This window comes from Paenibacillus xylanexedens, assembly GCF_001908275.1.
GTDB lineage: Bacteria > Bacillota > Bacilli > Paenibacillales > Paenibacillaceae > Paenibacillus > Paenibacillus xylanexedens_A.
The window spans coordinates 4,134,619-4,158,596 of sequence record NZ_CP018620.1 but is presented as its reverse complement, the minus strand read 5'-3'; the positions used below and the strand labels follow the sequence as shown (position 1 = coordinate 4,158,596).

The 23,978-nt window shown below is 43.9% G+C and carries 22 protein-coding genes; 5 read left to right on the top strand and 17 right to left on the bottom strand.

Features of this window, described 5'->3' with window-relative positions; all coding sequences use genetic code 11:
• Positions 1–73: 73 nt before the first annotated feature.
• The 7 genes from rbsB to BS614_RS18455 all read right to left on the bottom strand — a co-directional run bounded on the left by rbsB (position 74) and on the right by BS614_RS18455 (position 6,468).
• Entirely contained in the window at positions 74–1,006 is a 933-nt protein-coding gene (rbsB, locus tag BS614_RS18485) for a ribose ABC transporter substrate-binding protein RbsB (RefSeq protein ID WP_036615972.1), read from the bottom strand.
• A gap of 14 nt (positions 1,007–1,020) precedes the next feature.
• Entirely contained in the window at positions 1,021–1,983 is a 963-nt protein-coding gene (locus BS614_RS18480; protein ID WP_370511443.1) for an ABC transporter permease subunit, read from the bottom strand.
• Between the two features lie 10 nt (positions 1,984–1,993).
• Positions 1,994–3,475 (bottom strand): sugar ABC transporter ATP-binding protein, encoded by a 1,482-nt coding sequence (locus BS614_RS18475; RefSeq protein WP_036615975.1) that lies wholly within the window; start codon positions 3,473–3,475, stop codon positions 1,994–1,996.
• Positions 3,476–3,489: 14 nt separating this feature from the next.
• Complete coding sequence (gene rbsD / locus BS614_RS18470; RefSeq protein WP_017688515.1) at positions 3,490–3,891, bottom strand: D-ribose pyranase; 402 nt, start codon at positions 3,889–3,891, stop codon at positions 3,490–3,492.
• Positions 3,891–4,769: a ribokinase gene (gene rbsK / locus BS614_RS18465; protein WP_074095043.1), complete on the bottom strand. Its 879-nt coding sequence runs from the start codon at positions 4,767–4,769 to the stop codon at positions 3,891–3,893. The genes rbsD and rbsK overlap by 1 nt, the downstream gene beginning before the upstream one ends.
• Positions 4,762–5,751: a LacI family DNA-binding transcriptional regulator gene (locus BS614_RS18460; protein ID WP_074095042.1), complete on the bottom strand. Its 990-nt coding sequence runs from the start codon at positions 5,749–5,751 to the stop codon at positions 4,762–4,764. Before BS614_RS18460 ends, rbsK begins: the two co-directional genes overlap by 8 nt.
• Before the next feature lie 309 nt (positions 5,752–6,060).
• Positions 6,061–6,468 (bottom strand): cupin domain-containing protein, encoded by a 408-nt coding sequence (locus BS614_RS18455; protein WP_074095041.1) that lies wholly within the window; start codon positions 6,466–6,468, stop codon positions 6,061–6,063.
• 200 nt (positions 6,469–6,668) lie between these two features.
• Between BS614_RS18455 and BS614_RS18450 the strand changes: the two genes are divergently transcribed.
• Together BS614_RS18450 and BS614_RS18445 are read left to right on the top strand one after the other, a co-directional pair.
• Positions 6,669–7,229: a TetR/AcrR family transcriptional regulator gene (locus BS614_RS18450; RefSeq protein ID WP_074095040.1), complete on the top strand. Its 561-nt coding sequence runs from the start codon at positions 6,669–6,671 to the stop codon at positions 7,227–7,229.
• Between the two features lie 160 nt (positions 7,230–7,389).
• Entirely contained in the window at positions 7,390–8,358 is a 969-nt protein-coding gene (locus BS614_RS18445; RefSeq protein ID WP_157116125.1) for a DMT family transporter, read from the top strand.
• Between the two features lie 105 nt (positions 8,359–8,463).
• Here BS614_RS18445 and BS614_RS18440 read toward each other — a convergent pair whose 3' ends face one another.
• The 5 genes from BS614_RS18440 to BS614_RS18420 form a co-directional block, all read right to left on the bottom strand.
• Positions 8,464–9,606, bottom strand: a complete 1,143-nt coding sequence (locus tag BS614_RS18440; RefSeq protein WP_074095039.1) for a DUF4309 domain-containing protein — start codon at positions 9,604–9,606, stop codon at positions 8,464–8,466.
• A 302-nt stretch (positions 9,607–9,908) separates the two neighbouring features.
• Complete coding sequence (locus BS614_RS18435; RefSeq protein WP_074095038.1) at positions 9,909–11,042, bottom strand: serine hydrolase domain-containing protein; 1,134 nt, start codon at positions 11,040–11,042, stop codon at positions 9,909–9,911.
• Positions 11,043–11,258: 216 nt separating this feature from the next.
• The gene (locus BS614_RS18430; RefSeq protein WP_017688524.1) at positions 11,259–11,453 is read right to left on the bottom strand and encodes a hypothetical protein; all 195 of its coding nucleotides are present in this window, start codon (positions 11,451–11,453) and stop codon (positions 11,259–11,261) included.
• Positions 11,454–11,620: 167 nt separating this feature from the next.
• The gene (locus tag BS614_RS18425) at positions 11,621–12,493 is read right to left on the bottom strand and encodes a YitT family protein (RefSeq protein ID WP_036670902.1); all 873 of its coding nucleotides are present in this window, start codon (positions 12,491–12,493) and stop codon (positions 11,621–11,623) included.
• 90 nt (positions 12,494–12,583) lie between these two features.
• Entirely contained in the window at positions 12,584–12,940 is a 357-nt protein-coding gene (locus BS614_RS18420) for a MerR family transcriptional regulator (protein ID WP_017688527.1), read from the bottom strand.
• Positions 12,941–13,051: 111 nt separating this feature from the next.
• Between BS614_RS18420 and BS614_RS18415 the strand changes: the two genes are divergently transcribed.
• A complete protein-coding gene (locus BS614_RS18415; RefSeq protein ID WP_074095037.1) occupies positions 13,052–13,825 on the top strand; it encodes an SDR family NAD(P)-dependent oxidoreductase in 774 nt (257 codons plus the stop codon).
• Positions 13,826–14,035: 210 nt separating this feature from the next.
• On the opposite strand, the gene nspC is transcribed toward BS614_RS18415, so the two are convergent.
• The 4 genes from nspC to BS614_RS18395 all read right to left on the bottom strand — a co-directional run bounded on the left by nspC (position 14,036) and on the right by BS614_RS18395 (position 19,711).
• Positions 14,036–15,163: a carboxynorspermidine decarboxylase gene (nspC, locus tag BS614_RS18410; protein WP_074095036.1), complete on the bottom strand. Its 1,128-nt coding sequence runs from the start codon at positions 15,161–15,163 to the stop codon at positions 14,036–14,038.
• A 1-nt stretch (position 15,164) separates the two neighbouring features.
• On the bottom strand, positions 15,165–16,403 hold the full coding sequence (locus BS614_RS18405; RefSeq protein WP_017688530.1) for a saccharopine dehydrogenase family protein: 1,239 nt from the start codon (positions 16,401–16,403) through the stop codon (positions 15,165–15,167).
• A 938-nt stretch (positions 16,404–17,341) separates the two neighbouring features.
• Entirely contained in the window at positions 17,342–18,601 is a 1,260-nt protein-coding gene (locus tag BS614_RS18400; RefSeq protein WP_074095035.1) for a cytochrome P450 family protein, read from the bottom strand.
• Between the two features lie 216 nt (positions 18,602–18,817).
• Entirely contained in the window at positions 18,818–19,711 is an 894-nt protein-coding gene (locus tag BS614_RS18395) for a TetR/AcrR family transcriptional regulator (protein WP_074095034.1), read from the bottom strand.
• A 237-nt stretch (positions 19,712–19,948) separates the two neighbouring features.
• Between BS614_RS18395 and BS614_RS18390 the strand changes: the two genes are divergently transcribed.
• The gene (locus BS614_RS18390; RefSeq protein WP_074095033.1) at positions 19,949–20,596 is read left to right on the top strand and encodes a TetR/AcrR family transcriptional regulator; all 648 of its coding nucleotides are present in this window, start codon (positions 19,949–19,951) and stop codon (positions 20,594–20,596) included.
• Between the two features lie 19 nt (positions 20,597–20,615).
• A complete protein-coding gene (locus BS614_RS18385; protein WP_074095032.1) occupies positions 20,616–22,940 on the top strand; it encodes an MMPL family transporter in 2,325 nt (774 codons plus the stop codon).
• 117 nt (positions 22,941–23,057) lie between these two features.
• Here the strand turns inward: BS614_RS18385 and BS614_RS18380 are convergent, their stop codons facing one another.
• A complete protein-coding gene (locus BS614_RS18380) occupies positions 23,058–23,813 on the bottom strand; it encodes a gamma-glutamyl-gamma-aminobutyrate hydrolase family protein (protein WP_074095031.1) in 756 nt (251 codons plus the stop codon).
• Between the last annotated feature and the right edge of the window lie 165 nt (positions 23,814–23,978).

The following is a 23,978-nucleotide window of genomic DNA, read 5'->3' as shown; positions in this document are numbered from 1 at the left end:
AAAGCCGCTAATTTAGCGGCTTGGTTTAGTTCTATGTTCATGTCCAAAACGAAGATACATGTTTTATGATGATTTACTCATTCACATTTTCCTTGGTTACCAGCTTTAATTCAGCGGGAATCGATGACTCCACCTGCTTGCCACTGAGCACATCCAGAGCTGCTTGCAGCGCCAGTTGGCCAATCAGTATAGGCTGCTGAGCGACTGTTGCCGTCAATTTCCCATCCTGAATGGATTTGATTGCATCATCATTGCCGTCGAATCCGATGACCGGAATGTCTTTACCTGAGCTTTGAATCGCTTCAATCGCACCAAGTGCCATCTCATCATTATGGGCAAATACTGCCTGCACGTCAGGATTACCCTGAAGCAGATTCTCCATGACATTTAATCCTTTGGACCGATCGAAATCAGCAGATTGTTTGGAAACCACATCAAGTTGCTTGTCAGCCACTTCATGGAAACCTTTACCCCGTTCTCTTGTTGCGGAAGCGCCAGGTACACCCTCAAGTTCAATGACTTTTGCTCCCTCACCCAGTTGTTCCACAAAATATTCAGCTGCCATGCGTCCACCTTTAACGTTATCCGATGCCACTAGTGCCGCCACTTCGCCTTTATCTGCGGAGCGATCCAGCGTGATCACAGGAATGCCCACACTATTAGCGGATTGAACCGCTGTGGAGATCGCTGCAGAGTCCGCAGGGTTAATTAGCAGTGCACTAACGCCTTGCTGAATGAGATCATCAACATCATTGGTTTGTTTTGCCGAATCGTTCTGCGCATCCACCACGATGACCTGTATTCCCTGTTTTTTGGCTTCAGCCATTACCCCGTCCTTCAGTGATACAAAGAATGGATTGTTTAGTGTAGATATCGACAGACCTATTTTCTTCTGTCCATTACTTTTGTTTGGGTTGGGTTTCGCCCATTCCGGTGGCTCCAGAGAGCACCCGGCCAGAACGATGATCATCAGCATACTTATGAGTGTTACAGTCCACTTTTTCATATTCGCTTCTCTCCTTATGCTGTTTTCTTGCGGTCCAGCAGGACGGCAATGGCAATGACGATACCTTTTACAACCATTTGATAAAATGAGTTTACTTCAAGCAAGTTCAATCCATTATTCAACACGCCGATAATCAGAACACCGATCAGTGTACCAACGATGCGTCCGCGTCCTCCAGCAAGGCTTGTACCACCCAATACAACTGCTGCGATTGCATCCAGCTCGTAGGATGTACCTGCCGTTGGTTGCGCTGAATTCAAACGCGATGTCAGAATTGCACCTGCCAGAGCAGCGAGCATACCTGTCAGGGAGTAGATCATAATTTTCACGCGATTAACTTTGATACCCGAGATAATGGAAGCTTTCTCATTACCGCCGATGGCGTACGTTTTACGACCAAAAGCCGTTTTATGCAAAACAATCCACAGAATCATGAAGGTAATCAGCATCGTGATTGCAGGTACCGGAATGCCCAGCAGGTAACCGCGGCCAAACAGTTGGAACAACAGGTTATCCCCGAGCCCTGTAATTGGATTACCATTGGTGTACACCAATGTCAGTCCTCTGAATATCGTCATGGTTGCCAATGTAGCGATAAACGGAGCCATTTTACCTTTGGTAATCATTAGTCCGTTCACCATACCCATGACACCACCGAGTGCTACACCAATAATGATGGACAAGATCGGATCGAGACCAGACAACATCATATTTGCTACAAAAGCACTGGATAAAGCCAGGATTGAGCCGACCGACAGATCAATTCCACCCGTCAGGATAACAAACGTCATACCAAAAGCAATCAGCGCATTAATCGAGACTTGACGCAATAAATTCAAGATATTGAGCGGTTCCAAGAAACTTGGATTCAACACCGATACGATGAGAATAAGAATGATTAAGCCAAGCAGCGGTCCCAATTTTTGTATCACGTTTGAGAAACGGAATCCGCTTTTAGCCGTTTTGTTTTCCTGCATTGTTGTCATATCACTGTCCCCCTGTGGCCAATGTCATAATGTGTTCTTGTGTTGCTACTTCCCTTGCAACCTCGCCACTGATGTGTCCCTCATGCACAACCGCGATCCGGTCGCTCATGCCAAGCACTTCAGGCAGCTCCGACGATACCATGATGATTGCAACGCCGCGGTCAGTCAGTTCATTCATCAATTCATAGATTTCGCGCTTCGCCCCGACATCCACTCCGCGGGTAGGTTCATCCAGGATAAGTACGCTTGGTCCGATACCAACCCATTTCGCGATAACCACCTTCTGCTGGTTACCCCCGGATAGATTCCTTGCCGCCGTCTCGGAGGATTGCGTTTTGATCTGTAGACGTTTGATCAGTGTATCTACGAAGTCTTGTTCTTTTGAAGTTGAGATGAAACCTTTGCTTGAGAAACTGAACAGATTTGGCAACGCCATATTCTCGCGAATAGAGAAGTCTAATACCAGCCCCTCATCCTTGCGGTCTTCTGTAATAAACCCGATTCCATGTTTCACTGCATCTGCCGGTTTACGAATGTTCGCTTTTTTGCCGCGGATGAAGATTTCACCGCTATCCAACGTATCCAAACCAAAGATGGTTCTCATGATCTCTGTTCGTCCAGAACCCATGAGTCCAGAGAAACCGAGTATTTCCCCCGCTCTCACGGTGAAGTTAATATTCTCGAATAGACCTTTGCTGCTTGCATTCCTTACTTCGAGGACAACTTCACCATAAGAAGGATTCCGGACAGGATAACGCTCGGTAAGTTCACGACCTACCATTTTCCGCACCACTTCATCAAAGCTTGTCTGCGGAATAGCTTGTGTGTCTACCGTTCTTCCGTCACGCATGATGGTAATCCGGTCACATATCGTGAATATCTCCTCCATTCGGTGAGAAATATAGACGATGGATACGCCTTCCTTCTTCAGCGAGCTGATTACACCAAACAGCTTCTGGATCTCACGCTCCGTAAGTGCTGCTGTTGGCTCATCCATAATGATGACCTTGGCATCTGTCATTAGCGCTTTGGCAATCTCGATCATCTGTTGCTGCCCGACAGAGCACTCTCCCGCAGGACGTTCCAGTGGTATGTCTACGGAAAGCTTGGCGAACTGTTCTTTGGCAAGCGCTTTCATTTGTCTTGTATTGAGCAATCCGAACGATGATGTCAGTTCCTTACCAATAAAGAGATTATCCAGCACCGTCATTTCAGGCCATACATTCAGCTCCTGATGTATGAATGTGAGACCCAGTTTCTCGGCTTCCTTCGGACTTGCAAAATAGTTTTCTTCTCCGTCTATGGTAATGGTTCCCTGATCACGCTGATGAAGACCAATCAGAATATTCATCAGTGTGGATTTGCCGGCTCCATTCTCCCCCATCAGGGCATGAACTTCACCATCCTTTAGTTCAAAATCCACTCCGCTCAGCACCTGATTCGTTCCAAACGCTTTATGAATGTCTTGCATCTGAATGTGCATTACGCAACCTCCTTTTAACCGAAATGGACTCCCGATTGTAAAATGCAATTGGCATAGGGTGTGGCTTCACCTGTGCGGATGACCGCTTTCACCTGCCGAGTTAATGCTTTGAATTGTTCATGGCTGACGGAAGCATCAATTGCTTCTACCCCGAATTTCTCTGTGATGAATTGCATAGCTACGGGATTGCCTTCGCAAATCTCTTCAGCCACAATGACTTTCTCAATGACCATATCTTCTGCGATCGCTTCCACCACTTCGCGAAAACTTGGTGTTCCCAGTTTAAGGGCCAGATCAATTTTGAGTACCCCGTCCGGTACCGGCAGACCTGCATCCGCAATCGCAATCATGTCCGTATGGCCCAGATCCGACAAAATCTTGGAAATGTGACTATTCAACATGCCATTTCTTTTCATTACAAGCTCTCCTCTACTTCATCACGCGTCGGCATGCCGCCCTGCGCTCCGAACTTGGTGACGGACAACGATGCAGCCCGATTGGCGAAGCGTATACTCTCTTGTAACGCTTTTCCTTCAGCCAAAGCAACTGCAAATGCGGCGTTGAACGTATCCCCTGCCCCCGTAGTATCAACAGCCTCAACTTTATAAGTTGGGACTAGAATTTCCTCAGTGCCATCAAAGTACCGTACACCTTTACTGCCCTCCGTAATGAACAACTTGTTAGGATACTGACGTAATGCCTGTGCAGGACTCATGCCCTGAAACAAAATCTCGGCTTCATGCTCGTTTGGCGTGATATATGCGGCATTGTCGATCACTTCTTGCGGCAATGTTCTCGCCGGAGCGGGATTAAGCAGCAGCGGTGTTCCGAGTTCTGCACACAATGCACTCACATGCACAACCGTTTCCTCCGGAATTTCCTGCTGAATTAATACGATATCTGCATCGCGGATCACTTCAGCTGCTTCATCGACATATGCAGGAGTAACTTCCCGATTCGCCGCTTCAACCACTACGATACTATTATCACCTTCTGCCAGAATGATATGAGCCGTTCCACTTTCTAAATGTGTAACCGGTTTCACATTTTGCGTATTTACAGCATTTGCTCTAAAGTTCTCTAAAATATCTTTGCCAAAAGCATCGTCGCCTACCCGGCCGATCATCGCAACCTCGGCACCCAGTCGTGCAGCGGCAACAGCCTGATTGGCTCCTTTGCCACCAGGAACCGTTTTGAAGCTATCGCCAAGAACGGTTTCACCCGCCCCCGGCCGTCTTGACGAAGTAACAACCAGATCCATTGAACTGCTTCCAATTACACATATTTTAGCCATCTGATCTCACCTTTCTCGTAGTGCCCCGTTCGATGAAACTTACGGGCAACTGTATGTTTTTATTCTCTATTGCAGCTTGTTCCACAAGCTGGATAAGTAATCCCGCCGCTTCTCTTCCCATCTCATATGCTGGCTGACGGATGGTGGACAATGCCGGCGATAACAGGCTGCTCATCGGAATATCATCGAAACCAATCACTTGTACGTCATCAGGAACCTTTCTTCCGATTCGTGATGCCTCATGCAGTACTGCCATGGCTGCGATGTCATTGCTGGCAATGACCCCGTCTGTGTCCGCATATTTCCTGAATAATTCTTCAGCCCATACACCTGCCTCGTTAATTGAAAATGAGGTCGTCTGGATCACCCGGTAGTCTAACCCAGCATCACGGATGATTTCAATCGCCCCTTCAAAACGATCTTGAGCGGGTCTGATCTGTGACGGTCCCTGCATAACTGTGATCCGGCGACTGCCGCGTTTGATAATCTCCCTTGCAGCTAGTCTTCCACCTTCCCTGCCATCCGCATACACGGATGGACGATCCAGTGAAGTTCTGTCCAGAAACACAACGGGAATCTTCAGGTTTTCATATATTGAAGAATGAGGATAGTTCGTTGAAGAGATCACACCGACCACATTGTTCTGGATAAACGTCTGGATGTAATCCTGCTCCTTCCGTTCATCCTCATCACTATTTCCAAATATCAGTCTATAATCCTGCTCCTGCATCCGGTCCTCTACGCCGCGGGCCAACTGCGGGAAGTACGGGTTCGTAATATCCGGTAATAATAGGCCAATCAGTTTGGATTTACGCTTATATAATGAGCGGGCCACTTCATTCGGCGAAAAGTTAAGCGCCTTCACAGCATCTTCCACTTTTTTGCGTGTGTCCGCATGAACATAACCTCTATCATTAATGACCCTGGATACGGTGGCTACAGATACGCCAGCCAGTTGAGCTACGTCTTTAATTGTTGTCATAAGTTGCTCTCCTCTATGTGTAACCGGTTACAGACATTAAATTATCATATTATTTTCAATTTGACAAGCGTTTTCATTCTGGAAATTTCTCCAAGTATACATAAAGTGCACTGGAATTCATCTATATCATGGTTTCTTCCTGCCAGGGAGATCGATACTTCATAGACGTAAAGAAGCCATCACTCGATTAAAACTCAGAGTGATGGCACCCAGATCAACATAAATCAGCAATCTCCTGAACTTAATTAGCCTTTAATTTAACAAATTAGACAGTAACATTTTCGAATAAATCAATTCATAGCGTTTATATTACAACTTCCCGTAAACTTCATCTGTAACAGGTTCCAACCATTCCGGTGTACCTGCAGTGATCGCAATGTGTTCAAACCAACTATCTTTGGCGGCCCCATGCCAGTGTTTCACACCATCATGAGTCACAATAACATCGCCGACTTTGAGGAATTGAGCAGGTTTTCCTTCTTCCTGATACCAACCTTCCCCACCAGTCACTAACAACAGCTGAAATCCACCGCGATGGATATGCCAGTTATTTCTGCATCCCGGTTCAAACGTAACATTCCCAACACCCACATTCACTTTGGGATCAGCAACCAAGGATTGGAGATAACTTTGCCCTATGAAATATTGGGAAAATGCTTCGTTTTTTTCTCCTACCGGGAATATCACTCCACCTTTAACTTCTTCATGTTTAGCCATTTCATTTCCTCCAATGTGATCTTATTGATTAATCCGTCCTGCTCCTATGTTGACCTAAATATGATTACACACTTAAGTGCGATATCGCACATTTGTGTATAATATAAAATAATTGCACTGCCTCTGCAAGGATCAAATGAACCCGATCTGTGCCTTATGGCGCAACGGAACAACATTTGTGCAATTACTCTCTGGAAAGAATGGTGATTACTATCGTTTCTATCACAGATCGAAGAATACTTAAGTCTCAGGAAGCGATCAAATCCGCTTTTATCAAACTCATGAATGAGAAACCTTTTGATACCATTACGATGCAAGATATCTCTGATCATGCAAATGTCGGCCGCAGAACGATATACCATCACTATTCGGACAAATTTGACTTGCTGGATAAATTAATTGAAGAACATATCGATGAACTACGAAGATTGTGCAAGGAAGCATCCGATCTGGATTTTATAGAAAGCAATGTACTTTGGTTCGACTATTTTGAAGTTCACTATTCATTTTTCTCGGCTATGTTACTGAGTAAAGGAGCCCCTTTTTTCCGCAATCGCTTCCTGGCTCTTGTCATTGAAGAACTGGAAGATGAGGTGAATGTAACGGAGGGCAAAAATAAAGGACTAACGAAAGAAGTTATTCTTACGTTCTTTGGTACAGCAATCGTTGGTATCGTGGAATCCTATTTCACGAATGGATTTCCCCGGCAACCTCACATTGTGGCAGAACAAGTTGGGATTTTATTAGAAAGGAATCTATAACATAGACTCCGCATGAACCGTTCCTTCTTGATATTCTTACCACCTGAGGAGCGGTTTATTAATTATCATTACAAAGATTAGCGATATGTGATATGGTCAGTGAGGATATTAATAGATTCATACATACATATGTACATGAAATGTGAGGAGAAGATCGAAAGTGATAGAGAGAAATACCCTTGAGAAACCGAGTAAATTTAGTGATCCCATTTTTGTTATGCTCGTGGCAAGCCTATGTTGCTTGTTATGGGGAAGCGCGTACCCATCCATCAAACTTGGTTATATCGCGTTTAACATTCTGCCGGAAGATATTGCTTCCAAGTATGTATTTGCCGGATACCGATTTACATTGGCGGGCTTGCTGCTCTTGCTCCTGTCTCGTATCGTTAGAAAAGAGAAGCTCCAATTGTCCAGGCCGCAGTGGACAAGCCTTATCATGTTAGGTATATTGCAAACCGGTTTGCAATATATGTTTTTCTACGTTGGCGTAGCCAATACGACGGGTGTCAAAGGCTCCATTATGAACGCAACGACAACCTTTTTCAGTGTTGTTCTGGCCCATTTCATCTATAAAAACGACAAATTAAGCAGAAATAAAATCGTTGGCTGCTTGCTCGGATTCATTGGTGTAATCATCGTAAACTTCCATACGGATCTGCTTGCTTTTTCCTTTTCATTCACAGGCGAAGGGTTTGTTATTATAGCAGCACTTGTTTTTTCCGTTACGGCCCTTTACGCAAAACGTCTCACCGCTACGATTGATGTTCTGATCATAACAGGGGTCAGCCTGTTTGTTGGGGGACTGGTACTTACGCTGTTAGGTCTATCACTCGGCGGTCGGGTTACTCATTTCACCTTGGAATCCACCAGTAACTTGATCTACCTGGCCTTGCTGTCATCCGTCGCATTTTGTTTGTGGAATATGCTTCTCAAGTACAACAAGGTCGGAAGAGTGTCTGTCTATAACTTCCTAATCCCTGTGTTTGGAGCTTTATTATCAGCGTTATTCCTGGGGGAAACGATTCTTGAACTGAAAAATCTGGCTGCATTACTGTTCGTGTCGGTTGGCATTTACTTAGTCAATCGTGTGCGTTCTGTGCAAAGCTCTAATAACACTTCAATGAAATAGACTACGCGTCCCACTTTCATGGATAACAAAAAAAGCCGCTAATCAGCGGCTTTTTTTTTGTAAATGTGATTAAGCTATGCTTTCATTTCTTTACGATGCTACACCTTAATATATACTCGTAAAGTCAATCAAGTCCTCTTCTTCCTCATAGTTGAATACAATTGCGTGATTACCTAATTGGTATACCATCTCATAACCATCAACGACTTCATTGTAGTATTCTGAGGAGGGTTTCCCCATCCATATTTTCACATTCCATGGTGAAAGATTCTGCTTTTCATTGTACAAATCAAAAACGGCAATACGTGATTTGTTGGTAAGCTCGTGCATGTATGAATCAAACCCGACACCGAATTTAGAATAATAATAGACCGCTCCCCATTCCTCATTTGAACGAGAGGTTGGTTTCCCCAGCTTTTTTTGCGCATTTTGAAGCGTCATGCCAATCTTGATGTCCGTCCGGCCCGGTAATGCACCCTTTAAAGCAGCTTCCTTCAAGCTTTTCAGGTAAGCGCGATCGCCAACACCCGAGTTCGGCCAAGCTTTTGAACGGAGGTTACGCGTATCTTCCAACCGCAACTCCGATTTGTTTACATTCAACTTAAACGTATTAACTCCATAGACGAATTGAAGGTTGTTGTAATTTTTGAACTGTACTCGGGCACCTGAAAGAGTACGGATTCCATCATCTCTGCTTGCAGAGTAGGAATCGTCGATTTTTTTACCCTTATTATCGACATATGTTACACGGCGCAATTCCCCGGAACGAACAATATAGGTTTTCACCTCATTAAAATTAGAAGTTCCCCAATCGGTAATCATCAGCATGTCTGGTGTACTAGTCTCTTTGCTTTTCACAACGAAGTTCCAGGTTTGCGGCAAAATAATCGTATTCAGATCCAGTTTTGCTGCTTGGACTGTTCCGTATACTGCACCTTTTTTCAGCAAGGCTGCGCGATACGTGCCTGAATAACTCTTGTCGCCTTTTTTATTGTTTGTCCAACCATTTTCTTCGGTCAGCGTGCTCTTCTGTTCATCATAAGCGAAAATATAAACGGTGTAAGCCGTTTGTTTGGCATCACGAAGCGTAAATGAAAGCCGGCTCATACTTTCGAGCTGTTTGGCGGAGATGTGCTCTCCTTTGGCAGCGGCATTGAGTGGAAGCAGAAGCAATGCGCTCAGAACATAGCCGATTAAAGTTAGTAGGGCCAGAGAAGCCCATTTTGATTGGTGCTTAGGGTTTATCATTGTTGACTCTCCTTTGAGTAAAAAAAATAAAAATCTAGTAGCGTTTTTCTAATTTTAAACCGTGCACAATCTCAACATTCAAACAAGTAATTGCTAGCGTGTAATCTTGATCAAACTATGTAATTAATATAGGTTCATGTTCAATAGGCATATCCTCCTACTAGTACTATTTTCCTAAGAATGATAACATACCCTATCTAATAAAGAAATATATAACAATCTGAATCAATAGTTTTCCTTCCATATAACATAAAAAAGCCGCTGATCAGCGGCTCTTCAAGTAACTTCGAATACGATATGATTTACAGGCAGGAGTACACGACATTTCGTAAGCGTCGTTGAACGTATGGCTCCTGGCTATTCAGCAAATGCTGGGCATACATAACTGTAAGCTCTGAATCCGGATCAATAATAGCCATACAACCAGCAGCGCCGCTCCATCCAAATTCGCCAATTGGACTCAGTGAGCCGCTTCCTGCTTTGGAGATATGTGTGCGAACACCCAATCCATAGCCGTATCCATACATATGATCCCAGGAATAATCACCCCGAGTCATCTCGTTCAGGTGATCCGTTCGCATCAGTTCCACTGAAGCTTGTGACAAAATGCGGACGCCTTCGGGACTCGTACCACGCCCAGTAAGTGCGTTCAGAAAACGTGCATAATCACTAACGGTTGACAATAACCCAGCACCGCCGCTCTCCAGCTCGGTACCCACACGGAATCCATTACCATCCATACGTACAGCCTTTTCAAGCTCATCATTATAAGCATACTGCGGAATCAGGCGCTTCTGCTGCTCATCGTTCAGATTAAACGCTGTATCACTCATACCCAGTGGTCCGGTGATTTCGTCCCGGAGATACGTACCAAAGCTTTTACCACTGACCACTTCAATCAAGGCTCCCAGCACATCATGGCACATGCTGTAATTCCAGTGTGTTCCTGGTTCGAACAGCAACGGTTCTTTTGCAAGCGCTCTCGCGAAGTCACGTGTCGGCAATGTTCCGTCGGTTCTTTTGACAGCTTCCTGTATGCTTGGACTACCCACGTCATAGGAGAACCCGGCGGTCATGGTGAACAAATCGCGCACTGTAATGGCTCTTGTCGCCTTTTCCAGCCGAATCTCTCCGTTCGCCATCGTTTTCTTCACGGTCATATCAGCATACTCTGGCAGATAATCGGACAGTGGATCACTTAACAGCATTTCACCTCTCTCTACCAGTTGCAATCCTGCCACGCAGGTCATGATTTTGGTCATGGAGTATAGATTGAAGATCGCTCCATCACCGATAGGTGTTTTGTCTTCCAGATTGGCGTATCCATTACGATAATGGAAAACGGTATCATTTCGATGCATAACCAGCACCTCTGCCCACGGTATACGCCAGGATGTCATGCGGTCAATAAATGAAGCAAGCGGTTTAAAATCCATTTTTTCCCGTCCTTCTATGTAAAATCGTTTATCATATTGCGATGTGGTCCATATTCAATCCCACAATCGACATATTAATAATATACGACCTTTTACAACGATTGACCACCACCTATATACTCTCCTATGTGCAATTACAATACATATTCTTTGTGCATCACACTGCTCCACACGAATAAACCGATCCATGAAAGGATCGGCTTATGTTGTAACGTTTTAGACTTCGCCGCGTCTGTTCTCAACCGATTTCATACGGTTTTGATCATCTGGTACCCGGTCAACACTGAACTCTTGACCAGCTTCAACCTCGCCATGGCCTGAAATATTTCGGGAAAAATTAGTAAACTGTCTCTTTTGCTCATCCAGCTCGTGTTTTTGCTTCAACAGCTCTTGCGGGTCCTGCTTTGTCACTATGCTAACCTCCCATACATACTTGAAGTCATGCAATTTAACTCGCACTACAGAAGTTTTCCATAAGTGAGCTGGGCTTATGCATGAAGTACAAAGTATTACTATTTAACAAGTTAAACAAAAACGCGCTGGCAAGAGTATTCCTCCTGTCAGCGCGTTTTTGTATGTTAGTGAATATCTTTCTTTTTGAAATTTCCGCCTCTTACTTCAGCTACATCGTATACGACTACAAAAGCAGTTGGGTCAATTTCGTGAATGATATCTTTAATTTTACTCTCTTCCATCCTGTTAATGACACAAGTGATTTCCTTGAATTGTTCATTAGAGTAGCCACCGTAAGCCTCAGTATACGTTGCTCCACGGCCTAAGCGGTCCCGAATGGTTTCAACCATAATCTCAGGTTGATTCGTAATAATTTTAAACGTTTTGGAGCCGCTCAAGCCCTCTTCAACAATATGTATTACTTTAGAAGCAATAAAATACGCAAGTCCTGACAAGATCGCACCTTGCAGACCGAACACGGTAGAAACGACAATAAATACAAACATGTTGAGGAACAGAATGAGATCACTGGTTCCAAAAGGTACTTTTCGCGAAAGGAGTACAGCCAGCATATCTATGCCATCCAATGCGCCACCATTACGTAATGCAAGTCCCATACCAAAACCGATAATAATCCCGCCGACAACCGTAACAAGCAAGGTATCACCTTCAATGATAGTTGGTACATGGTGCATCAGACTCGTGCTGATTGCCAGTGAAGCAATACCGATAATCGAATATAACGCAAAGCTTTTTCCGATTTGCTTGTACCCGAGCCACACAAATGGAATGTTAATAATCCCGATGAGCATCCCCAGTGGTAATCCGAACAGCTGTGATCCTACGATACTCAGACCTGTGACACCACCATCTGAGACATTATTCGGGATCAATATGGCTTCGAGGCCATATGCCGTTATAAATCCCCCAATGATAATCAATAATACTTTGGAGAGAATCTTTAACTTGTTTGACTTTTGTTTTCTATTTTGATGCATTGCATTTCCCCCTTGATGAACAACCGATAAAAAACAGTCTATAATAAAAATCACTGTTTTGGCAATAGATCGTCATTTGTGTGTGTTAGTTCATTGTCCGATGAGCGCCCGATACGACGAAATTTTATGCTCAAGCATCTCATCTGCTGTGTTAAGTATGTGCATCTGTTTTTGAATCGACTCTTTATGCTCCTCCAGCAGCTTCAAACGATCCGCCGCCGTATGCTCCCCTTCCTGAAACAAGGACGCATACTTCTTAATAATAGCAATGGGCATTTGAGTCTCTTTTAATTTGATCACAAATTGCAGCCACTTCAGGTGTGACTCGTTGTATCGCCTGTCTCCACTGGCATCTCGGAGAGGAGTTACAATCTGTTCCTTCTCATAATAACGCAACGTATGTGCACTGATATGGAGTAATTCTGCCACTTCACCAATGGTATGCATGGTTAACCTCCCCTCCATTTTCCCGCTTGACTTAGAGTAAGCTCTAATCAGTATAATCAACTCGTGGTCACATCACAATAAAAAATGAAATCAGATCCAGGAGGAATTCCCATGAAATATACAGTGATTACCGGTGCCAGTTCAGGCATTGGATATGAAGCGGCTTTAGCTTTTGCAGCTCGTGGCAAAAATATAATCCTGGCAGCACGCAGAACCGATGAATTGGAGAAGTTAAAAGCAAAAGTAGCTGAAATCAATCCTGCTCTGGATGTTGTCATTCGTACAGTGGATTTGTCCATTGCCGCTAATGTGCATGAATTCTATGAGAGTCTTCAGGCTTACTCCATTGAGACGTGGATTAACAACGCCGGATTCGGAAATTTTGCTTCCGTGGGCGAACAACATCTGCCCAAGATTGAACAAATGCTTCATCTAAATATAGAAGCTCTTACGATTCTTTCTACCCTGTATGTACGTGATTATGCAGATGTTGATGGCACACAGATCATTAATATCTCCTCTGGTGGTGGATATACGATTGTAGCCGATGCAGTAACCTACTGCGCAACCAAGTTCTATGTAAGTGCCTTTACGGAAGGACTTGCGCAAGAGTTAAAAGGTAAGAACGCAGCGATGCAAGCCAAAGTTCTCGCACCGGCTGCAACCGAGACAGAATTTGCGAAACATTCCTTTAATGTAGACGAGTTTGAATATGAAGGCAGAGTTCCCAAATTCCATACGGCGGAACAAATGGCTGGATTTTTGCTGGAGTTGTACGACAGTGAAAGTGTAGTCGGCATTGTGGATGGGTTGACGTATGATTTTGAACTAAGAGAACCAATTTTTCCGTACGCTGCACGAGCAGCCTCGAAACCACAAAATTAACCCGAAAACTGAAAAGTCGAAACTGAATTCGAAACTGAACTCGAAACCGAATCACAGGAATACGGTTAGACATCATCTAACTCAGCTAATAAACATCATTAAATCTAATCGTTAAACTTCAGTTAACGTTAAAAAGGGAACCTGTCTCCAGGTTCCCTTTTTTGTATTTATTTTCAATTCTATATTAATACTTACTATATAATGAAGTAATTATGCCAGCCTCATTTTGAAATCCTGATATCCGAATTCGCGAACAACTTCGCAATCGCCGTCTTTTCTTTTGACTGCAATCGCTGGAAGCGGCATGCCATTAAACGTATTGGTTTTCACCATGGAGTAAATCGCCATGTCCTCGAATACCAGACGGTCGCCTTCTTGCAAAGGCTGATCGAATGAATAATCCCCAATCACGTCACCGGATAGACAGGTTTGTCCACCTAGGCGATACAGATGAGCCTTCTCGCCCACTTCTCCCGAACCGATCAGCGGCGGGCGATATGGCATTTCCAGCACATCCGGCATATGGCATGTAGCTGAAGTATCCAGAATGGCAATGTCCATACCGTTCTTATGGAAGTCCAGCACAGAAGTCACCAGATAACCCGCATTCAGCGCAACAGCTTCTCCCGGCTCCAGATATACTTCCAGACCATAGTCGTTCTGCATACGCTTGATGCATGCTTCCAGTCTTGGAATATCATAATCTTCACGTGTGATATGGTGTCCACCACCGAAGTTGATCCATTCCATTTGCGGCAACCATTTTCCGAACTTCTCGACAACTGCATTCAGCGTAGTCTCCAGATCGTCGGAGTTTTGCTGACACAGTGTGTGGAAGTGCAGTCCGGAGACACCTTCCAACATCTCTGCATCGAAATCCTCCAGTTTCGCGCCAAAACGCGAACCCGGAGAACACGGATCGTAGATCTCATGTCCTTCTTGGGTAGAGCATTCAGGGTTGACGCGCAAGCCGACCTTACGGCCAGCCTGAAGCGCCTTATCCTTGAATTTTGCAAGCTGTGAAAATGAATTGAAAATAATATGATCGCAGATGGAGATAATCTCGTCGATCTCTTCTGCGCGGTATGCCGGAGCAAAGACATGATTCTCTTTGCCCATTTCCTCATGGCCCAGACGCGCTTCATACAAACCGCTCGCCGTTGCACCGCTCAGGTATTCTCCAATCAGCGGATACATCGCAGTCATGGAGAATGCTTTTTGAGCCAGCACGATTTTGGCACCTGTACGCTGCATAACACCGTTCAGGATTTTCAGGTTTTTCTCGATAAGCGCCTCGTCAACAACAAAACATGGTGTCGGTAATTGCTCGAACCGCATTTTAGCGAACAAGCTCCGATTCTTTAACTTCTTCTGGCAGCTCATCAACGAGTACCGGGTTGAAGTCTTCTACCCATGGGAGGCCCCATTTGTTCAACTCTTCCATGAATGGATCCGGGTTGAACTCTTCTACATTGTATACGCCTGGTTTGTTCCATTTGCCTGTCATAACCATTGCTGCGCCGATCATAGCTGGAACGCCTGTTGTGTACGAGATCGCTTGGGAACCCACTTCTTTGTAACACTCTTGGTGATCACAGATATTGTAAACATAATATGTTTTGTCTTGACCATCTTTTTTACCTTTGAAAATACAACCGATGTTTGTTTTACCTACAGTACGTGGTCCAAGGGATGCTGGATCAGGCAGTACTGCTTTCAGGAATTGCAGTGGAATAATTTGTTTACCTTCATATTCAATAGGCTCGATTGAAGTCATGCCTACATTTTCAAGAGCTTTCAAGTGAGTCAGGTAGCTTTGACCAAATGTCATGAAGAAACGGATACGTTTCAAACCTGGCATGTTTTTTGCCAAAGATTCCAATTCCTCATGGTACAGCAGGTACATGTCTTTCTCGCCAACTTCTTTGAAGTCGTAGACACGTTTGATTTCCATCGGTTTTGTTTCGATCCATTCACCATTCTCCCAGTATCTTCCGTTCGCAGATACTTCGCGAATGTTGATCTCAGGGTTGAAGTTGGTTGCGAACGGATAGCCGTGGTCGCCGCCATTGCAGTCCAAAATGTCGATGTACTCAATTTCGTCAAAGTAGTGCTTCAGGGCATAAGCGGAGAATACGCCAGTCACACCTGGGTCAAATCCACTACCGAGCAATGCAGTGATGCCCGCTTGTTCAAAACGCTCTTTGTAATCCCATTGCCAGCTGTATTCAAACTTCGCTGTATCATGTGGCTCATAGTTCGCTGTGTCCATGTAATTTGTTTTAGTTGCAAGACAAGCATCCATGATTGTCAGATCTTGATACGGCAATGCAAGATTCATAACGATATCCGGTTTAACTTCGTTGATCAGAGCGATCAGTTCGTCAACATTGTCAGCATCAACTTGTGCTGTTGTAATTTTTGTTTTTCCGCCGTCCAGCTTGGCTTTGAGTTCATCACATTTTGATTTTGTACGACTCGCGATGCAGATTTCCTCAAAAACTTCGCTGTTTTGAACGCATTTGTGTACTGCCACGGAAGCAACGCCGCCGGCGCCGATGATTAGTGCTTTTCCCATTTTACATTCTCCTATCCCAATATGTATTTTTTTTAATTGGTTTAATACGATGACAACAAGACAACAAAAAAAGCAAGGTGAAAAATGCTCGCAATCGCGCATCATCACACTTGCTTATCGATATACATCATAAAAAAGACGTGAAGTCTCCATGACCAAAAAAGTTCACAAGAACTCCTTTGGCGGAAAGCTCCTTCATGTATATCAATATTGGATCAGAGTCTATATAGCAAATAATTCGCCTTTACCACTCTTATTGACCGTTTCACAAGTTGATGTGCAATTGCACTGGTTGTAAAGTAACCAACTTATAAAATTTGAGCTTTGAACTCAATCAATAAAGCAACGTAAGTTGCCAATCGGCGTTTGACCCGGCTGTCCGTATGGCCTTAACTTCCTGGTGAAGTGGTCAAAATTATCTGCTGGAAAGCTCTAATTCATATTGATAAATTAACTTCCCAAAATCACAGGTCTTACACTATCAGACGTTGAAAAAAAAATCAAGCAATTATCAAAAAATAATTTTTTGTCCGGATAACGACTAGGATTGAAATTGATATCCTTCGAATACTTTTAACCCTTCTGTGTTAAGTAATTCCCTTGTTACTTCAGGCTTTTGAGGACTTTTGTCAAATACTTCTTCACACGAGATCATGATGTTGCCACCAGCAATTTCAGCTAATTGATTATGGGCCGAATGGTTCGTTTCCTTCTTTGCGAGCTTGCAGAGCAATCTCAATGGCTTTATGCATGAATTGTTCATCTTTATTCATAAGGTTTACCTCCACCACAAAAATTATGTATCCCACTTTATCTTTTACATTAAGCAGTGTTCAATCCAGTAACATGTTTCTTGTTCATTCCATTCTATCATCTATACAAATAAAGAGTATGACGAAAATTCGTCATACTCCAATGGGTCGTACTAAGTTTATCTATTAAAATTTCACAGGCAATGCTGCCAATCCCTGTGATGACAAAGCAGAATGCCACTGAATCTCTTCCTGAGGAATACTGAGTTGAATATCCGGTAGCCGACGTAAAAGCGTGGTAAACGCCACGTCCCCTTCTACACGAGCAAGGGGAGCGCCAAGACACATATGGATGCCGTGTCCAAAGGCCAAATGCCGTTTTATTTTGCGTTCGATATCCAAATCTTCGGGGTCAGTGAACTGATGCTCGTCCCGATTCGCTGATTTCAGAAGGGGAATCACAACATCTCCCTTTTGAATCAATTGTCCATCCAACTCCGTGTCCTGTGTTGCATAACGAGGACCTGAAGAAGTGGCGGGTCCGTTATATCGTAGCAACTCCTCCACCGCAGAAGGAACCAGATTCAGATCTTGTTTCAGTTGTTCCAGTTGTTCGGGATGGGTCAGAAGAAGATAAGAGCCGGTTGCAATCAGATTGGAAGTTGTCTCATGTCCAGCAAATATCAATAACGTGATCATGGATATTAATTCATCTTCATTCAGTCGATCACCCTCCTCCTCAATCGCAATCAATTGACTGATGAGGTCATCTGAAGGTTCTAATCGTTTGTTCGCCACAAGCTGTGAGGTGTACTCTGCGAATGATCGCAAGTGCTGCGCTACGGCAGGGTCCTGTTTACCAAAACCAAGACCTTTGGCAATGGCTTCAGACCATACATGGATCTGAGGTCGGTCTTCCTGAGGTATACCCAACATCTCGGAAATAACGTTGATTGGGAAAGGATAGGCATAGTCTTTTACAAGATCCATCTCTCCTTTGCCTTCAAATTGGTCAATCAACTCATCCGCAATTTCCTGAACGCGTGGACGCAGGCTTTCCATATATCTTGGAGTGAACGCTTTGGAAACCAGGCTACGCAGTCTACGGTGATCCGGTTCATCAACAAAGAGCATCGATTTTCCGGTAAAAAAAGTCTGGGGTTCCGATGAACCAAGCTCGCCTGATAGATTCTTTCGAATATCATTGCCACTATCAATAGAGTTCATATCTACCGTAAATCGAGAGTGATCTTTCAACACTTCCATAGCAACGTCCATCCGAGTTACAATCCAGGTTTGCCCTGCTCCACCCATCGGATTAGGAATAGGAACAACGGAGCCTTTGGAACGCATCTGTGCAAACATGGCAAATGGATCCTTACTATTTTCTTCGCTAAACAAATTAAATTCTACTTTTTCTGATGTCTGGTTATTCGAGTTATTCATATAAATCTTCCTTTCGAAGTGAAGTTATTCAAATCTATGGAAATATATGTTCATTTCGATTATATACTACTCGTATATTTAATTTCAAATATCATAGTTTAAACAACATGAAACAACTGTTATAACAACATTTTATTATTATACTAATAGTATATTAATAAAAAATAGGGGCATAAAAAAGCAAAAAAAGAGGTTGGCTTTGAGCCAACCCCCATATTAATTCCGTTGCTTCACCAGTTCCAAGTACCACCAACAGGCTTCGGTCATTCTATTGGCTTCAGATTGAAATGCACTGGATTTGTACTCTTTGTGAAACGCCTGAAGCACCACTTCGATTACAGGAATATTTAAATCCTCTTGATCCTGTAGTAGCGCTAAAAGCCCCTTCGAAAGTTGCTTTAATGATGCAGATTCCTTGGATTTTTGAACACGGTTGTTGAACTCATCAAATTCGATCAATACATTATCGATGTCCAGACCCATATCATGGTTACGCTCATCGGCATTCAGGAAATAGAGAGACTGAAAGTCGAAAATATGTTCATTTCTCTGGTGCATTGTTCTTAGGATCACTTCAATGTACGTTAGTACTTTTGGAACCACTTCGCTCCATACCGGTTTTTGCGTATTTAGACTTCTTGATGTGTTGGCAATCTGATGTAACATGCCGTAACACAATATTGCCCCTTCGTTGGCATATAAGCTAATGTCGTTCCCGTACACCTGAATCAAGCGTGCGGACAGCCATTTCAGGTGAACTGTGGCCAGTTTGGCTGAGTTGATCTCCCCGGAATAAAAACCCGTCCAATATAATTCCCATACTCGCTCTTTATTAGGTACAGACATAGGAATCGCAATCTGATCTACGAGCAGGTCATAATCCGATGTATAGTGATTTTGTTCAAGCTCTTTGCGAATGAAAACATCCTCTTGCATACGCTGATCAATAATCGAATATAAACAGTCTTCTTTGGAACTGAAAAATTTGTAGAATGTGCCTTTGGATACACCCGATTGATCCAGGATCATCTGGATTGTTGTATTTGCATAGCTATGCTCTAAAAATAGTGCAAGTGCTGTTTCCAATAAACTTTGTTTACGACTACTCATATCTCGTTATCGCCCCAAGTTTTTCTATTGATTTTAACATTCATTCCTCAGGAGTTGAAGCATTGATTCGTAGTATAGCCGCCATATAAAATAATTGCACAATGAGTAAATTTGCACAATGAGCAACTTGTTTGTTATGATAAACCTCACAAAGTGCATGTTCAGTAAGTGTGCTCTTCTTAAAGAGAATTAAACCATAGTCATTGGTGTTGGAGGTGAACGCATAAGCGGAGAATAATGATTAAACGAAACTTGCGACATTTGAAGAAAGAAGCCACTGAAAAAGCACTTGCTGGTGCTGCATTTGAACTTACCCTTGAACATGGGCTTGATGGCTTTACGGTCGAAGATATCGTGCATCAGGTGGGTTGTTCACGTAGAACATTTGCAAACTACTTCACATGTAAAGAGGAAGCCGTAGCAAGAGGTGCGATATCCGTTCAGAATACAACGGAACTCGAAGAGTTACTTACCGAACTGCCCGACAACGTCTCCTTGCTTGACGTACTGTATAACCTGATCAAGATGCAACTTACAACAGAACTAATTGGAAGACTTCATCAGCTGCTCTCACTATCCCAGACTTATCCCGTGTTAGAACCGCATTATCTTGGAGCCATGCACCGGATGCAGACACAGGCACAAGATACCTTATTAGACTTATCCAACGGGAAGTATGACGATATCTATACTTATCTTCTGATTAACGCACTATATGGAACGATACTGCCATTAATTGATGGAAGACTCAATGTGTTGCTGCCCGGACAAATCATGACTGAAGATACCAAGCCCGGTGCTATCACCTTTGATCAATTTTTGGAAACCACATTTAATCATTTGCGGGCAGGATTCGAACATGCCAACCATCCACATTCATCATAGAGGAGTGTAAATTAGAGACATGTCTACATTATTATACAGAGTGGGGAAAACCGCTTTTAGCAAACCTGCAACCTTCATCATTGGCTGGGTTTTAATTCTGGGAATTGTCATCTCCATGATCAGCATCAATGGTATTCACATCAGTTCTGAAATGAAGATTGAAGGCACAGAGTCACAGAAGGTACTGGATCAATTGGCAAAAGAACTGCCAGCCGCCTCCGGCGGTCAAGGAAGTGTTGTCTTCAAGGCACCCGACAACGAGCGTTTGGATACGCCTGAACGTTTGGCTGCCATGATGAAAGGTGTTAACGAAGTTTACGGATTAGACAAAGTCATTAATCCTGCGGACTATGCAGCTGAAGCGGGTAATTCGGGTGCTTCGGCGGAAATGGCTCAGAATGCTCAGGCTACCGATACGGGACAATCCGCAACAACCACGCCTCCTCCCTATGGACCTTTGATGGTCGATGGTGTTCCTGTACCTGGTATGCTGATCTCTTCGGACGGTAGTATTGCACTGTTCCAGTTCCAATTTACAATCGAGCAGTCTGCCATAACACAGGATGTATTTGATTCCGTTATTCAATCTGTTATGGCAGTAGAGCAAGGAACCAACATTACGGTCTTGCCGGGCGAAACGCTCAAAACGGTATCGATTGGGGTTGGCTCGGCTGAGATTGTCGGATTGGTGATTGCTGTCATTGTATTGCTGATCACCCTTGGCTCCGTTGTTGCAGCAGGTCTGCCTCTGATCACCGCACTCCTCGGAGTTGCCATTGGAGTTGGTGGTGCGTTCTCCATCTCCAAATTCATCGAAATGCCTAGTGTTACTTCCGTCCTGGCTCTCATGGTTGGATTGGCTGTTGGAATCGATTATGCTCTCTTCATTGTTAATCGCCAGCGTCGAATGATCATTGATCAAGGCTTGAGCGCAAAAGAAGCCACTGCCAGAGCCATTGGTACATCGGGCAGCGCGGTATTTTTTGCCGGATTAACCGTCATTATTGCACTGTGCGGTATGCTTGTCATCGGTCTCACATTCTTGTCTACGATGGCTTTGGTCGCAGCTGCCACCGTACTCATCAACGTATTTGTTGCTTTAACCCTGTTGCCTGCTTTACTCGGATTGGTAGGAGAACGCATCTGTTCCGCCAAAGCTCGTGAGAAAAGCGCGAAACATCCTAAAGCCACTAGCCGCGGAGTCGCGGACAGATGGGTGAAATTCGTTATCAAAAATCGTTGGGCTACCATTATCGCCATCATCGTCATTCTTGGTTTTGCCGCGACGCCGATTACCAAAATGGAAATGGGTATCCCTGGCGCTTCCTCAGCGAATCTGGATACAACAGCAAGACAAAGCTATGATGCCATCTCCGAAGGCTTCGGGGAAGGGTTTAACGGACCACTTATTCTGGTCGCAGAGCCTAATCAGTCTTCCTCAAAAGTTACACCGGAACTCATGGGTGGTCTGGTGATGGAACTCCAAGGTCAGAATAACGTTGCACAAGTCACACCGCTTGGTATGACAGAAGATTTAGCTATTTTCAGTCTCATTCCAAAAACGGGTCCTAACGATAATCTCACTAAAACACTGGTCACTGATCTACGCGCGGCTGATTCCAGCATCGCACAGACCTATGATGTGAAACTCGGAGTTACTGGACTCACAGCTGTTAACATCGATATGTCAGCCAAACTGGCGGAGGTGTTCCCTATTTATGTAGGCATCATCATCCTGCTCTCGCTGATCATCCTGTTACTCGTATTCCGTTCGATTATCGTTCCAATTAAAGCCACCATCGGTTTCCTGCTTAGTATCCTGGCTACATTCGGGATCACAACTGCTGTATTCCAATGGGGCTGGCTGCATTCGCTCTTTGGTTTCGATACCGGCGGCCCGCTGCTGAGCTTTATGCCGATCATCGTGACAGGTATCCTGTATGGCCTCGCGATGGACTATCAAGTCTTCCTGGTTAGCTCCATGCGGGAATCCTATGTGCATGGTCATCGCGGGACCGAATCCGTCGTTCATGGGTACAATCAGGTAAGTCGCGTGGTTGTTGCCGCAGCAGTGATTATGGTCTCTGTATTTGCAGGATTTATATTCACTGACGATGTCATGATCAAGCAGATTGGTTTCACCTTGGCGGTAGGCATTCTGATTGATGCTTTCATTATCCGAATGGGCTTGGTCCCTGCCATCATGGCTATTTTCGGAGACAAAGCTTGGGCACTTCCAAAATGGCTGGATCGCATTCTGCCAAACCTGGATGTTGAAGGTGAGAAGCTGATTGCTTCCCTGAATGCTGAAGAGCATACCAACACGAAGTCTGGGTTAAAATAATCATTCCACAACAATGGTAATATCACGATTACTATTACGACTACATTCACCAATACAAAGACCTCCTGTTTATAAATCTGTTTTTATAAACAGGAGGTCTTTTTTTCTACTCCAAATTTATGCGGTGATGTCTTCAATATGGATATTATATCGTGCGGATTGAGAAGCATTAACAAACGCTGCAAATAACTTTTGACTATAGTCATCTACTTTATAGCTGTACTCTGGATGCCATTGCACAGCCAAAACAAATGAACGGTTCGGCATGACCACGGATTCGATGAGTCCATCTTCAGCGACAGCCACGGCAGTTAACTTATCCGATAACATTTTGATTCCCTGATGGTGATAACTGTTCACTTTTATCGTATCTGTTAGCAAAATATCGTATAGGATATTATTTTTCTCAATATGTACATTATGTACAAGATTCGTATACGGCGGACTTTGCTTATGATTAACGAACTTGTTCACATGAAGTTGAAGACTAGTCGGAATGTCTTGATACAACGTTCCACCCAAAATAACGTTAAATAGCTGTAGTCCACGGCATATGCCAAAGGCAGGCTTATCAAGCTCAATTACCTTTTGTAATAACATCGACTCCATCATATCGCGCTCAATACACAACTCTCCACAGGTAACCTCTGCATGCTCATGATACAGCTCAGGATTGAGATCATGTCCCCCGGTGAACAGGAACCCATCGAACTCATCAGCCAGCGTTGCTATGATCTCGGTATCCGTTGTCAAAGGCAGCATAATTGGAATCCCACCTGCTCCTTCTATCGCGTTCATATATTCTGGAAGCATCCAGTAACTTTTTTTGTCTGTGTCGTACAAAGGCAGAACACCGATCATCGGCTTTTTCATGGGTTCCCCCTCCTATCTTTTCATTCATTTTATCAGATCTCTTCATATACAAATTCACTGAATTATTGCATTTTCCTACCTTTATAATCTGATTTGCGAATCCGTTTCTTCCGGAATACAGGAAAACTAAAATACAAAAAAGCCGCTAATATAGCGACTTGTTTT

Coding starts and splice junctions, on each gene's coding strand:
- BS614_RS18385 (WP_074095032.1), top strand. CDS start 20,616: ATGTCTACATTATTATACAGAGTGGGGAAAACCGCTTTTAGCAAACCT.
- BS614_RS18415 (WP_074095037.1), top strand. CDS start 13,052: ATGAAATATACAGTGATTACCGGTGCCAGTTCAGGCATTGGATATGAA.
- BS614_RS18440 (WP_074095039.1), bottom strand. CDS start 9,606: ATGATAAACCCTAAGCACCAATCAAAATGGGCTTCTCTGGCCCTACTA.
- BS614_RS18480 (WP_370511443.1), bottom strand. CDS start 1,983: ATGCAGGAAAACAAAACGGCTAAAAGCGGATTCCGTTTCTCAAACGTG.
- BS614_RS18460 (WP_074095042.1), bottom strand. CDS start 5,751: ATGACAACAATTAAAGACGTAGCTCAACTGGCTGGCGTATCTGTAGCC.
- rbsK (WP_074095043.1), bottom strand. CDS start 4,769: ATGGCTAAAATATGTGTAATTGGAAGCAGTTCAATGGATCTGGTTGTT.
- BS614_RS18425 (WP_036670902.1), bottom strand. CDS start 12,493: ATGCATCAAAATAGAAAACAAAAGTCAAACAAGTTAAAGATTCTCTCC.
- BS614_RS18380 (WP_074095031.1), bottom strand. CDS start 23,813: ATGAAAAAGCCGATGATCGGTGTTCTGCCTTTGTACGACACAGACAAA.
- nspC (WP_074095036.1), bottom strand. CDS start 15,163: ATGCGGTTCGAGCAATTACCGACACCATGTTTTGTTGTTGACGAGGCG.
- BS614_RS18395 (WP_074095034.1), bottom strand. CDS start 19,711: ATGAGTAGTCGTAAACAAAGTTTATTGGAAACAGCACTTGCACTATTT.
- BS614_RS18400 (WP_074095035.1), bottom strand. CDS start 18,601: ATGAATAACTCGAATAACCAGACATCAGAAAAAGTAGAATTTAATTTG.
- rbsD (WP_017688515.1), bottom strand. CDS start 3,891: ATGAAAAGAAATGGCATGTTGAATAGTCACATTTCCAAGATTTTGTCG.
- BS614_RS18390 (WP_074095033.1), top strand. CDS start 19,949: ATGATTAAACGAAACTTGCGACATTTGAAGAAAGAAGCCACTGAAAAA.
- BS614_RS18435 (WP_074095038.1), bottom strand. CDS start 11,042: ATGGATTTTAAACCGCTTGCTTCATTTATTGACCGCATGACATCCTGG.
- BS614_RS18455 (WP_074095041.1), bottom strand. CDS start 6,468: ATGGCTAAACATGAAGAAGTTAAAGGTGGAGTGATATTCCCGGTAGGA.
- BS614_RS18420 (WP_017688527.1), bottom strand. CDS start 12,940: ATGCATACCATTGGTGAAGTGGCAGAATTACTCCATATCAGTGCACAT.
- BS614_RS18475 (WP_036615975.1), bottom strand. CDS start 3,475: ATGCACATTCAGATGCAAGACATTCATAAAGCGTTTGGAACGAATCAG.
- BS614_RS18405 (WP_017688530.1), bottom strand. CDS start 16,403: ATGGGAAAAGCACTAATCATCGGCGCCGGCGGCGTTGCTTCCGTGGCA.
- BS614_RS18450 (WP_074095040.1), top strand. CDS start 6,669: ATGGTGATTACTATCGTTTCTATCACAGATCGAAGAATACTTAAGTCT.
- rbsB (WP_036615972.1), bottom strand. CDS start 1,006: ATGAAAAAGTGGACTGTAACACTCATAAGTATGCTGATGATCATCGTT.